The sequence below is a fragment of the Jatrophihabitans sp. genome (assembly GCF_046262535.1).
Lineage (GTDB): Bacteria > Actinomycetota > Actinomycetes > Mycobacteriales > Jatrophihabitantaceae > Jatrophihabitans.
Map to the genome: position 1 here is coordinate 1 of NZ_JBHEMO010000123.1, position 13,068 is coordinate 13,068.

Annotated in this window: 6 protein-coding genes and 1 pseudogene; 2 read left to right on the forward strand and 5 right to left on the reverse strand. The window is 70.2% G+C overall.

The features are described from left to right. Window positions 1-406: 406 nt before the first annotated feature. Window positions 407-697 (forward strand): annotated as a pseudogene (locus ABR571_RS16550) (SDR family NAD(P)-dependent oxidoreductase); the annotation flags it as partial. An 843-nt stretch (window positions 698-1,540) separates the two neighbouring features. Here ABR571_RS16550 and ABR571_RS16555 read toward each other — a convergent pair. From ABR571_RS16555 to ABR571_RS16570, 4 genes are all read right to left on the reverse strand, one after another. Then, the gene (locus tag ABR571_RS16555) at window positions 1,541-2,638 is read right to left on the reverse strand and encodes a methyltransferase (RefSeq protein WP_409454311.1); all 1,098 of its coding nucleotides are present in this window, start codon (window positions 2,636-2,638) and stop codon (window positions 1,541-1,543) included. 87 nt (window positions 2,639-2,725) lie between these two features. Further along, window positions 2,726-5,584: an ATP-binding protein gene (locus ABR571_RS16560; protein ID WP_409454312.1), complete on the reverse strand. Its 2,859-nt coding sequence runs from the start codon at window positions 5,582-5,584 to the stop codon at window positions 2,726-2,728. Window positions 5,585-6,464: 880 nt separating this feature from the next. Next, entirely contained in the window at window positions 6,465-7,133 is a 669-nt protein-coding gene (locus ABR571_RS16565) for a response regulator (RefSeq protein ID WP_409454313.1), read from the reverse strand. Beyond that, window positions 7,130-8,326, reverse strand: a complete 1,197-nt coding sequence (locus ABR571_RS16570; RefSeq protein WP_409454314.1) for a sensor histidine kinase — start codon at window positions 8,324-8,326, stop codon at window positions 7,130-7,132. Before ABR571_RS16570 ends, ABR571_RS16565 begins: the two co-directional genes overlap by 4 nt. A 221-nt stretch (window positions 8,327-8,547) precedes the next feature. Here ABR571_RS16570 and ABR571_RS16575 point away from each other — a divergent pair, with 221 nt between their 5' ends. Continuing rightward, entirely contained in the window at window positions 8,548-9,234 is a 687-nt protein-coding gene (locus ABR571_RS16575) for a hypothetical protein (protein ID WP_409454315.1), read from the forward strand. A 419-nt stretch (window positions 9,235-9,653) separates the two neighbouring features. On the opposite strand, the gene ABR571_RS16580 is transcribed toward ABR571_RS16575, so the two are convergent. Then, a complete protein-coding gene (locus ABR571_RS16580) occupies window positions 9,654-13,019 on the reverse strand; it encodes an adenylate/guanylate cyclase domain-containing protein (RefSeq protein ID WP_409454333.1) in 3,366 nt (1,121 codons plus the stop codon). Between the last annotated feature and the right edge of the window lie 49 nt (window positions 13,020-13,068).

Here is a 13,068-nt window from a genome sequence, read left to right on the forward strand (position 1 = left end):
GGCCAGGGCAACAGCGATCGCGCGCCCGATGCCGCGCCCCGCGCCCGTCACCATCGCAAGCTGCGAGGTAGGCCGACTCTCAACGGGGACCATGTACAGAGCCTCGCACCTCACCCGCGCCTTGCGGTGCCGGAGGTGTCCGGCGGTTCCCTCAAGAGCTGCGCTCCAGAGTCGTCGCGTTGCCGGATTGCGCCGATGCAGCACTCAGTCCCAGGGGCCCGCCTCACCCACCAAGGGCGCCGCCATCACGTGGCCAAGATCGCTGCTGGCCGCCGCTGACCTCATCGCCGCCCCGCCGGCTCGCGACGCGGACCTTCGCCGCCGAGTCTCGGCTCCCGCCGCGGGGTAAGACGCCAATAGGCGCTCACCGGACGGGCGCATTGGCGAAGGGAAGAGGGTTTTTCGAATGGCCCAGCAAGCACAGACCGTCGTCGTTACCGGTGCCAGTGGCGGCATCGGCCGCGCAGTTGCCCGTGCCTTCGGCGCCCGCGGAGCGGCGGTCGCGCTGGTGGCCCGTGGGGAGACCGGCCTGAAAGCTGCGGCGGACGACGTCCAGTCCGCGGGCGGGACGGCGCTGGTGCTGCCGACGGACGTGGCCGATCCGGTCGCCGTCGCCGCCGCGGCGCAGCGGGCCGAGGACGAGCTCGGCCCCGTCGACGTGTGGGTCAACGTCGCCTTCACGTCTGTCTTTTGGCCGCGCGGCCGTGATGTCACGGTCCTCTCACACACGCCCTAGTACACGCCACCACGGGACATCACGGAGAGACGCGGTCTGCCGTACTGGCAGGACCACGTCTCACCCGCCAGCACCTCCGAACAGCTACGCCCTGAGACTACGGATCAAGAGGTTGCAGGTTCGAGTCCTGCCGGGCGCGCCCACACCCCGATTCAACGGGTCCTCTGCCTCCTCAGCCCGATCACGCCGGCCGTCCCGGTACAGATTGGGTACACATCGACCTGGCCATCACGCCCATTCCCCCGACGCTGGGCCGCTAGAGATAGGGGGACCCGAAGTCATATGGAGGTGGTCGCGATGAGCGATGTAGGCACGGAGTTCGACCGGCCGTTCAGCGAGAGAGAGGTCGCCCTCCTGCTCGGCGTCTCGCCGAACACGCTCAAGCACTTGCGGTGGATAGGAAAAGGGCCCGCTACGTCAAGCTCGTCAGGAAGGTGGGCTATCGCCGGCAAGATCTGGCGAGTGGCTCAACGCCAACGTCATGGACCCAGGTATTCCGACGTAGGCAGTATCTTTCAATCGGCCGGGCGACTTAGGGAGGCGCACACGACCGGCCACGACGGCCGTATCCGCGTGGCCCCGCGGTCGAGGCGTCGGACATCGCTGTGTCTCGGGCTCTCCAGACGTTGGTGAGGTTGGCCGGCGGGGTCGCTCATTAATGTGCTGCGTACCCGCTGCGTCCCGGGTCAGGGTGGTTGGGACGTCGGTCGGGGCGGTGTCCACACCGTGCCCACACGGTGCACACACGCGCTTCGGTGGCGGCCCGAGCCGAGTGTGGTCAGCCACGTCGGGCAGTGGCCGATGTTAGGCGTGGCGGGCTTCGATGATCTGGCCGTGTGAGCCGGTCTCGGTGATGCGGTCAAGGCGCAGGCCGGCGCCGGCGAGCAGTGCGGTGAACTCGGCGGCGGTGCGTTCGTGGCCGCCGAGTACGACGAGCATGTTCACGTCGAGCAGGGGGAGTAGCGGCACGGCTGAGGGGTCGTCGGGGACGACGGCTTCGATGAGGATGAGCCTGCCGTCGGGGCGCAGCCCGGCGGCGCACGCCCGCAGGATTGCGGTGGCATGCTCGTCGTCCCAGTCGTGGAGGATGAGTTTCAGGACGAGGACGTCGGCCTCGGGGACGGCGGTGAAGAAGTCGCCGGCTGCGACGGCGCAGCGTTCGTCGAGTCCCCGCTCGTGGATGTGCGCGCGGGCCCGGTCGACGACTTCCGGCCGCTCCAGGACGGCGCCCTGGAGCTCGGGGTGGCGTGCAAGTAGTGCCGTGAGCAGGGTGCCGGTGCCGCCGCCGACGTCAACGATGTCTCGGGCGCCGGTCAGGTCCAGCCGGTCCACCACAGCGGCGGCAATCATCGTGGAGAGGTCCTCCATCGCGGCGGCGAAGTCCGCGCACTCCCTGGGGCGGCCGGCCAGGTAGTCGAAGAACGGGGCGGCCAACGCTTCCTGCGCGGTGCTGCGGCCGGTACGGATGGCGTCGTCGAGTCGGCCCCAAGGCAGCCAGTGCGCCGATGCGGTTATGGCCCGTGCCAGGCCGGCGAGCGAGCCGGGGACGTCAGTGCGCAGCGCCGCGCCCATCTCGGTGAGCGCGAACCGGCGGCCGGGTTGCTCGGTGAGGATGCCGACGGTGGTCGCGGCGCGCAGCAGGCGCAGCAGGGCCGCCGGGAGGCATCCCGTGGCCGTCGCGAGCTCGTCGCCGGATCTGGGGCCGTCGGCGACCTGGTCGGGAATCTCCAGCCGGGCGAGCGTGCCGGCGATCTGGCTGGACCAGAAGCCGAGCACCACGCCGTACATGCGGTTCACCGCAGGGGGCGCACCGGCGAGCAACTCCAGCGGGGCCGGTTGTGCAGCCGTCTGCGGCGACGCGGCCGGTGCCGACGGGAATGGGGGCTCGGTCACCTGGTTCATAACGACCTCCTCGGCTGGAGCGCTCTGAATACACCGTCGTTTCCGGGAGGGTCCGCGTCATCGGCCGGAACTACTCATTTGGATTGCTCAGACGCCCGGCAGCGCGGTCCGTACCTGCCGGCGGCTGCCCAGGCCCAGCTTTGTCAGCACATGCTGAACGTGGTTCTGCACCGTGCGCTCAGACAGCTGCAGCCGCTGGGCGATCTCCCGATTGGTGAGCCCCTCGGCCACTAATGCGGCGATACCGAGCTCCCGACGGGTCAGCGGGCCGGCCAGCGCGGTGTCGAGGCGGTTCTGCAGTGCGGTCGCGGCCTCCGACAGCGGGGTCATGGCCAGCGTGCGCGCTTGGCCCGCGGCCTCGCCGGCCAGCGCGCGGGCGCGCGCGACGTCGCCCGGCTTGTCGCGGCTCGACAGCGCGGCGGCGAGCTCGTACCGGGCCTCGATCGCGAACCCGGGTGCGCCGGCGCGTTCGCTGGCTGCGGCGGCCGCGAGCAGATCCTCGACTGCGTCATCGAGCAGACCGAGGTGCCGGGCGGCCTTGCCCAGCCACAGCTCCACCGGGCCGAGCCAGAAGACCGGGACCGCGCTGACCCGGGCGGTGACGTATCGACCCCGGCTGTGCGACAGAATGTGCCGGAGCTCGGCCAGGTCATCCGGCCGGTCAAGTGCTGCGGCGACGACCACGCCGAGCGCGTAGCAAGCCGAGGCCACATGCGGCCGAGGATGCCAGTCGGCGACGGGGCCGAGGGGTGCGTAGCAGGCGGCGGCCTGGGTCAGCTGACCGCTCAAGGTGAACAGGTATCCGGGCCCGATGGCGTCAAGCACCCCGCGCGTATGGAAGGGCGAGACGGTGGCTGCCCTGCGGTCAGATGGGAAGAGTTCGCCGACGGCCGCGACGTCGTGGCCGAGGTGGTGCCCGAGTGCAGCGGCCAGGCCCGCGGCGGCCGCGTGCGCGAGGGGCAGCGGCGTGACGGCTCGCAGCTCACCGAGCAGTGCGCGGGCTTCGGCGAACCGGGCCTGCGACTGGGCCAGCGTCGCGCGGGTGGCTAGCACCTGCCAGCGCGCCGGTGAGCCCCCGACCTCGTCGGCACACCAGCTGAGGGGATCGAGGTCCCGGTGGACCCCGGCCAGGTCGCCGCGCTCGAAGGCGGCGGAAACGGAGAACAGGCGGCCGCGCAGGACCGTATCCCGGTGCACCGGGCCCAGCTGCTGCATCCGCTCGCCCAGCCGGGCGCGCTCTTCGACGTCCCCGGGACCGGTCACAACCAGCAGCCGCGCCGTGAGCGCCGTCTCCATGGCCCCGGGGTCGCCGGTGCGCTCGGCGATAGCCAGCGCCCGGCGGCTGGCCGGCTCCGCGCCGGGGTCGCCGAGGTACATGCCCACCTCGGCCAGGCGTGCCGTGACCCGCGCCAGCAGCGGGCTGGGCTCCGTGCCGAGCGCCGCTATCGCCTCATCGGCAAGCGCTCGGGCGGCGCGGTCCGAGTTCGTTTCGCCGACGCCCTCCAGGCACAGGGCCGCCTCGGCCTGCAGGTCCGCGCGGCCGAGCCTCCGGGCGACGGCGGCGGCCTCCAGACACGCCCGTAACCGTCCCGCTATGTCGGCGCACAGATGTGCCGCCGAGCCGAGGGCCAGCAGCAGCCGGCACCGCGTGACCTCGTCGATCGCGCCGGCCCCTACGTCCAGGGCCTGCTGAAACAGTCCGGCCGCCTCCTCGAAGGCGCGGCGGCGCAACGCCTCGTGCCCGGCCCGCTCGATCCAGCTCGCCGCGACATCCCGCTCGCCGGCGGCCGCAGCGATGGTCCACAGCCGCGCCAGTTCACCGAGGTGATGGTCGAGTTCGGCGGCGTACAGCTGCTCAACCACCCCGGCCGCGGTCCGGGACAGCGTCACCCGCTCGAGCGCACCGAGCCCGGACACGACCGCGTCCCGCACGAGCGCATGGGCGAAGCGCCATCGACCCACAGACGCAGCCACGACGAAGCCACCGGTCTCGGCCTCACGGACCGATTCGGCGCAGGTCAGCGGGTCCATCGCCAGCGTTCGCGCCACAACGTCCGTCGTGAACTCCAGACCGAGAATCGCTGACGCCGACAGCAGCTGCCGGCATCCGGGCGAGAGCCGGGCCAGCCGGGCGGCGACCACGTCGCGCACACTCGTGGGCAGCGCCCGGACGGCGCCGGCGCCGTCCGTACGGATGAGCCGGCCGAGCTCGGTCACCAAGAACGGGTTGCCTCCCGTCCGGGCGCGCACCTCCCCGACGGAGTCCGCCGCTAGTCGTTCGCCGACGACCACGTTCAGCACCCGTCCCACGGCCGCGGCGTCCAGGCCCTTGAGCTCCAGTCGGACAGTGGCCGGATCTGCCAGCAGCTCGGCCAGCAGCGGCCCGTTCCCCGGCTCCGTGCTGCGCTGCATGATCAGCAACAGCAATGGCCGCCCCCGCACGGTGCGCACCACATGCCGGAGCAGCAGCAGGGAACCGGCGTCGGCCCACTGGACGTCATCCAGAACCACCAACAGCGGCAATTCGCGGGTGACCCGGGCCAGCAAGCGGGCTGTCGCATCGGACACTGCAAACCGCTCGGCTTCGCACTGAAGCGAGGACAAGGGAGGCCGGGGTGGAGGTAGCTCTTCAGCCAGCCAGCGCAGATCGTGGGCCGAGTCCACCTCCCGGGTCAGCGCAGCAACGTCGCAGTGCTCCCGCAGCCCGCGGAAGATCTGCCTCCACGGCCATAGCGGCGGTGCGCCGGCGTCCGCCACGCCCGTGCCCCACACCACGGCTAGACCCTGTGCGGCCGCGCGCGCACGCGCCTCCTCGGCCAGCCGCGTCTTGCCGATGCCCGGTTCACCGCAGCAGAGAATGACCTGGGTTGCACCGTCCAGGGCAGAACCGATGGCCTGATCCAGGACAGCGAGCTCGGCGTCCCTACCGGCCATGTCGATGCGCACGGGCCCCGACCTCCACGCCGAGCCGACTCCGCGAACGCTAGCGCTCAGCGCCGCCACGGACCACCGGAAAGAACCAGTGTGCATTCGACTACTGACAACCGCTACCGATGCGAACACCCACGTACTGAGCAGGAATCGGTGGTGATCAAGGACCGCTGTTCCTGCGCCGCCGTCGAAGCGAGGACGTCGTCGGCTTCCAGACCCGGGGGACGACAACGACGGCAACAGTCGCAATAACACCGGTTCGCAGTCGCCGCCGGTTGCCGCCCTGCTCGCATCGGGTGGGCTGGGCTCGGCGTAGTACGACGCCGAGCCCACCGCGCCGGAGACATGGCTCGGTGGGCCGGCCGAGGTTGAGGCGGCGCTCGTCGGCGGCGCGCCGGCAGCGGGCCGGCCGGTAGCGGTCACGGCGACCCTTCCTGCGGGCGTCACCTATGGGACCGGAAGGACGACTGGGCGCGGCGAACCGGACGTGAGCGGGAGCACGGCCGGCGGGCATGGGTGGCGAGCCGAAGCGCACATAGGTATGCACCGAGCGGGTTGGGCGACTGCCGTGACCATGTTTGGCGAATGCACGCTGATAGCCGATGACAGTGCGTATCTCAAGGGCCGCAGCCGACTGCTCCGAGTCCTTCTTCTTCGTCACGCCATCCAGTGTCGCCGTCATCAGACGCCAACGCTCCCCGCCGAGCACTAGCTCGACGTGTCAGGCCAGAAACACCGTTTTCAGGACAGTCGGCTTTGAAGAGCGGGATCGCACGGCATCGTCCGTTTGCGAGCTGGAGCCAGGTCAGGGCTTCGGCTCAAGTATCAGAACCGGTCTTTGGGGGGTCGTACGCACCGCGCACTCTGGGTCGAAGCATGGCGCGTATCCGGCGAGTTAGTCGCGTGCCCTTGGTCGGACGAGTCCGCTTTCGTAGGCGAAGATCACTGCTTGAACGCGATCAGTCAGTTGGAGTTTGTCGAGTACGTGGGAGACGTGTGTCTTGGCGGTGGCCTCGCTGACGACGAGGTGGGCGGCAATCCGGGCGTTGGACAAGCCCTGGGCTAGTAGCAGTAGCACTTCCCTTTCTCGTGCGGTCAGGCTGTTGACTGCAGCTGGTGGGTGCTGCCCGGGTGGCGGTCGTTGGGCGAAGTCCTCCACGAGCCGCCTGGTGACGGATGGAGCTAGCAGCGCGTCTCCCGCGGCGACGACGCGGGCGGCGGTCACGAGTTGTTCGGGAGGGGCGTCCTTGAGAAGGAAGCCGCTGGCGCCGGCGGAGAGGGCTTGGTAGACGTACTCGTCGAGATCGAAGGTCGTGAGGATGAGCACCCGTGTGCGCCGCCGTTCCTCGCGCAGCAGCTGGCGGGTGGCCGCGATCCCGTCCAGCTTCGGCATCCGGATGTCCATAACAACTAGATCCGGGTCGTGGCGGTGCACCGCTTCGATGGCTTCGAGACCATCGGCTGCCTCGGCGACGACCGCGATGCCCTTCTCGGCGTCCAGGATGCGGCGGAAGCCGGCGCGGACCAGTTGCTGGTCGTCGGCGATGACGACCCGGATGGTCACGAGCCTGTTTCGCTCAGCGGCAAGCTGGCAAGCACGCGGAAGCCCGAACCGCAGAAACCGGCTTCGAGGGTCCCGCCATACAACAAGACCCGTTCCCGCATGCCGACGAGGCCGTGCCCGGTGCCGTCGGGGGGCGGCCCGGTCGGGCCGCCGTCGTCGGTGACCTCCAGCTCGAGGGCCTGTGGCCGGTAGCGCACCGTCAGGTCCGTCGCGGAGGGATGTCCATGCTTGATGCTGTTGGTAAGGGCTTCCTGCACGATCCGGTAGGCCGACAGATCTAGTCCGGCCGGCAGCGGTCGGCGCTCGCCCTCGACCGTCAGCCGCACCGCCAACCCGGCGAGGCGCACCTGATCAACCAGCGTCTCAACCTCGGCCATGCCCGGCGCTGGCCCCAGCTCCGGGCTCTGCTCGGTACGCAGGATCCCGAGCAGCCTCCGCAACTCGACCAGCGCCTGCCGGCCGGAGGACTCGATCACTCCCAATGCCTCGGCGACGTCACCCGGGGCGCCGGGCGGCAAGGTGTGGCGTGTCGAGCCGGCCTGCACCACCATCAGGCTGACGCTGTGAGCGACCACGTCGTGGAGTTCGCGGGCGATGCGGGCTCGCTCGTCGGCGACCGCGGCCCGCGCCTGCTGATCACGGTCGTGCTCAAGGAACCGGGCCCACTGCTCCAGCTCGACCACTCGGACCTCCCGGCCGTGGAACAAGATGCCGATGCCGAGGAACAGGCCTAGCGCGATGTACAACCCGAGATCCACGCTTTTATCGGCGAGCAGCTCCGGCACGGGGACCACGGCAAATCCCGCGGCCAGCACCCCAGCCCCGGCCAGCGCAGCCCGGCGGCCGCCATGGGCAGCGCACGAGAATGCGGCCAACACGCCGGCGATGATGAACGCGGCCGGGCCCTGCGTGCTCGGCGCGACGAGATGCAGCCCCTTCGCCACCGCGCCGGTGCCCATGAGGACGGTCGCGACGACCACGAAAACCAGCAGTGGGCTTCGTCGCCGCCACGCCAGCGGCAGGGTGGCTGCGGCCGCGAGCAACGCCAGAAGAAGCCGGCCAGCGCCATCGACGTCGGCTCTGGCCTCCTGCTGCAAGGCGACCTCTGCCAGCACAAGAAGCAGACCGGCGACCGCAGCGTCAAGCCGCCACGGCACCGCCAGCCATTCCGAGACCGCTCGACGCGTGACCACGCACCGACCGTAGCGACCGTCGTGCGGTTTCACATCGGCCGTGAGCCTGATAGCAAGCGCATGTCCTCCGACTTACGGGGGACGGAGCCCGAACTGTCTCCGCCGCTCGGAGTCACAAAGATGCGACCGGCGCCCGAGGCGGCAACCAATCCGGTGCGTCCATCCTTTCCCTCTGACGGCCCTCCAGAGCAGGGACCGCACGAGCAGATCGGAGACGCACGATGACAGATCGGACCTTAGGACGGGTGGGCGCCGCGGGCGGCGCAGCCTTCGTCGTACTCGCCCTGGCGGCCGGAGGCGGCCAGGGGCCGGCGAATGACGCCTCCCGCGAGCAGATCGGCCGCTACTTCACCACCGCCAAGACGATCGGCGGCTTCACCGCAGCCGGCCCGCTGCTCGAGATCCTGGCGATGCTGTGCCTGTTGGTCTTCTGGTCTCGGATCACCGGCGCGGTTCGCCGGGTCGAGAGCGATGAGGGGTGGCTGCACCGCGTCGTCTATGGCGCCGGTGTCGGGTCGGTCATCCTCAAGCTCTCCTCGTTCCCAGCTGCGTTTGCCCTACACTCCCGCTCCGGCAAGGGCGTCGATCCGGCGCTACTCACCGCCCTCTATGACATGAACAACGCCGCCTTCGTCCTCGGCTGGGCCGCCAGCGGCGTGGCCCTACTCGGCGTCGCCGTCGCGGCCCTGCGGTACGGTGCGCTGCCCCGCTGGATCGGCTACGGCGCCGCCGCTATCGGCCCGGCACTGCTGCTCGCCGTGCCATTCGCCGATGGGCCCGGACCGGTCGCGTTCCTGGCCCTGCTGCTCTGGCTGGGCGCCACCAGCCTCACACTCATGATCCGCCCAGAGCAGGCCTCCAAGCCGGAGGCGGCGCCTTCGATCTCCACTAGCGCCGCCTACATCTGAAGGTTCCCGTGGCTCGGGCGCCGCGATGTGGTCGCGCCCGAGCCACGATGACCACCCGAAGGCGAGCGCTCGCCGGGCAGCGCGGGTTGAACACCTGCATAAGTCGAGCAGACCCTGAGCGACGGGTGCCAGCTCGCGTCAAAGCGCCGGTTCTGCTCGACATCCCCATCTGCCGCGAAGCGGCTCTACCGGGTCTGCCCGCAGGTAGGGCGCTCATCTACCGTGGCGCGGCCGGATGAAACGCCGCGTCAGGACGGGCGATCGGCGTGGTCCTGTTCTGTGCCTATTTCATTCCGATGATGCGTGGCGTACTTCAGCGAACTCCGGGAGGTGTGCTCAAGCGCTTACAAACCCCGGGCGCGGAGCATCATGTGCTGCAGTGGTCGCACCGGATGTTGTCGGTGCCGTCACCGTGCTCGCTACCCCGCGGCGCCGAGTGACAGCGCGGCGTCGAGGTCGCGCAGCCAGGCGGTGGCGCGCAGGTCGGTGAACGTGTCGCGGGCGGTAGCCAGGTGCGGGGCGGCGTCGGCGGAGCGGCCTCGGCGGGTCAGCCACGCGCCGAGGGCGGCTTGGGTGCGGGCGCGGTCGGGGATCGCGCCGACGTCGTCGAGCGCGCTGATGGCGGTGTGCAAATCGGTCTCGATGTCGGCGATGTCGGCGGGGTCGGCGGGGCGTGGGTCGAGGGAGTTCAGGGTTCCGCGGAGCCGCAATACTTGGGCGGTGAGCAGCGGGCTCCATCTCGTGGGCGGGACGTCGGTCACGGGCCGGAGCAGTTTCCGGGCCGTCGCGAAGTCCTCCGTCTCGATCAGCCAGCTAACCGACAGCGCCCAGAGTTTCGGGAACTCGTCATCGAGGCCGTTGTACGTGAACGCGAGATCGACCGTTCGTTGGGCCGCCGTCGCGAGGCCGGCGGCGTCGCCGCGGACACGGGCGTGCATCGCCTGGTTGGCGGCGAAACACATGTCGTCGATCGACTCGGGCCGGTCCCGCTCGCCCAGGACGCCCATCGCCTCGAGCGCGTCCAGGTCGACGCTCTCGTCGCGGGCCCACGCGATGATGGCTGTTTGTAGCCCCACGAATGCTTGCTGGTTTTTCTCGGGTGGTCGTTGGCGCAGCAGTGGTCGGTCAAGGATGGTGGCCACGTCGTCCCATCTGCCGGCGAGCGTGAGTGCGGTGCATTGGTTGACCGCCGTGTGCCAGCACATGCCCGTGTTGCCGGTTTGCTCGATGACGCTCATCGCCTCCTCGCCGGCGGCTAAGGCCGCGGCTAGGTCACGGTTGATTCCGAAGGCGAGCAGGTTGAGGAGCGCCCGCCCGAGCTCGGCTCCCAGGTGATGATCGCGGGCGAACGCGGCGGCGTAGTCCAATAAGGTCACGCCGACCCGGGATTGCCCCCGCAGGATGAGCGCGGTGGCGTCGTCGATCAGGGCGGCGGCGACCTCCCGGTCGTCCCCGGTGTCCTCGGCCAGCGTGACGGCGCGCTCTGACCATATTGGCACTTCGCCGTGGTCCCCGCGGTCGCGCAGGGTGGCGGCCAGCTGCCGGGCGAGGCGGGCGGCGGTGAGGGTGGGGAGTCCGTCGAGGGCGCCGCCGGCGAGGTAGGGCTGCAGGAGGGTCCACGCTTCTTCGATCTGGCCAGACCAGCGCATGGCATTCGCAGCGTTGACCGTCGCCTCGCCCACCGCGACGGGGTCGGCCTCGAGCTGGCCGGTGGCGATGGGGTGGGCGTAGGCGATGCACTGTGCCAACGCCCCGGCGGCGAGCGCGGCTTCGGCAGCCAGGATACGAAGCCGGACCTGACCGGCGAGGTCGGTGGCGAGGGTGAGCGCTTCGTCCAAGGCACGGACGGCCGCGGCCGGAGCACCGACAGCAACAGAGCGTTCGGCCGAGCGCTGCAGCCACTGCCCGAGCCGCTGCACCAGCTCCGCGTGCTGGGCGTCGTCGGCGCCGACGAGGGATACCGCATCCCGTAGGTGTTGGGCGATGACGGTGCTGAGTTCGCTGTCGTTGTCGGCGGAGGACTCGAAGTAGGCGACAACGGCGAGGTGGCGTTCGAGCCGGTCTCGGCGCGATTGCGTTTGGTAGGCCACCGTGCGCACGACCGTTTGGACGAAGGCGTACTGACCCTCCTCCGACGACAGCCGGTCGGTGATCGTGGTGAGCAGATCTCGCCCGACGAGCATGCGCAACACCGTCGGCAACTCGTCAGAACGGCCACTGATCGCGGCAAGCGCGGCAAGGCTGAACGTGTGTCCGAGCACCGAGGCGGTAGCGAGCACCGCGCGTTCGGGCGCGGGCAACAGATCGAGCCGGCTGGCGACCAGCACCTGCAGACTGGCGGGCGCCGCCAGCGCGGCCAGCGCGGCAGCATCCACGCCCGTTGCCAGTCGCACGGCGCCTGGTTTCCGCGTCGGCCCGCCGGCCGTGAGCCCTTGGTCGTTCATCGCGCGTACGGTCTCGATCGCATACAGCGGGTTGCCTTCGGCCCGCTCGATGAGGGCATCGCGTGCGTCGGCGGGCAGTCCCTCGACCAGACTGTCCAGCAGGCCGGCAATGTCGCCGCGGGACAGCGTCTCCAAGCCGATCATGCTGGCCCGGCGCAACGCGGCGAGTTCGGGTCGCCGCGCCAGCAGCTCGGGCCGGGTTAGCAACACGATGAGCATCGGGACCTGCGCGACGGTCGAGAGATGTTCGATGAAGTCCAGCAGCCCGTCATCGGCGTACTGCGCGTCGTCGACGACCCACACGACCGCCGCTTCTGCACTGCCCGAAAGGCGTTCGAACCAGGTCAGCCAGGCGCTGAACAGGTCTTCGCGGGACTGGCCGCCTGCGCCTGGAAGCCCGAGCAGGCTCACCAGCGACGGCAGCAACCAGGATCGTTCGACAGGTTCAGGCACATACGTGTCGAGATGGGCGTCCAGCTTCGCCCGAGTAGTGGCCTCGGTATCCCCGTCCGTCGCGCCGATGCGACCGCGGACCGCCGAGGTCAACGCCGAGAACGCCACACCATCGCCATAGGCCAGGCAACGGCCGCGGTGCCACAACACCGTCGCGGAAAGCCCGTCGATGTAGTTGTAGAACTCCGAACCGAGCCGCGTCTTGCCCACGCCGGCGTCACCGGACACGATCACCAGCCGCGGTCGGCCCTCCTCGGCCGCGACATGGAACATCTCCTTCAACACGCTCAACTCGCGCCGCCGCCCCACCAGCGGCGCCTGCACTCGATCGGAGCTGCGCTCACCCCCGACCAGGCCGCGCACGGCTGTTGCCGCGAACAGCACGACGGGCTCGGCCTTGCCCTTCAGCTCATGCGAGCCGACGTCGGCGAAGTCGATCGAGCCGGCCGCCAGCGATCGGGTCTGGGCGTCCACCCACACCGTGCCCGGCTCGGCCTTGGTCTGGACTCGGGCCGCCGTGTTCACCGCATCGCCGGCCACCATGCCCTGGTCGGTCGCGCCCAGCGTCACCGCGACCTCGCCGGTCACCACCCCCACTCGCATCGACAGGCCCGGCGCGCCGACCGACTCACCGAAGGCTGCCACAGCATCGATCAGGTCCAGCCCGGCCCGCACCGCCCGCTCGGCGTCGTCCTCATGCGCGGTCGGGACACCCCACACCGCCATCACTGCGTCCCCGATGAACTTCTCGATCGTCCCGCCGTAGCGCCCCACGACCTCCCGAGCGGTCTCGAAGTATCGGCCCAGCAACTCGCGGACCTCTTCCGGGTCGCGCGACTCCGACAGCGTCGTGAACCCGACCAGATCACCAAACAAAACCGACGTCACGCGCCGCTCAGCCGACGCTGGGACGGCAAGTGGTAGCGCCACCGCGGGC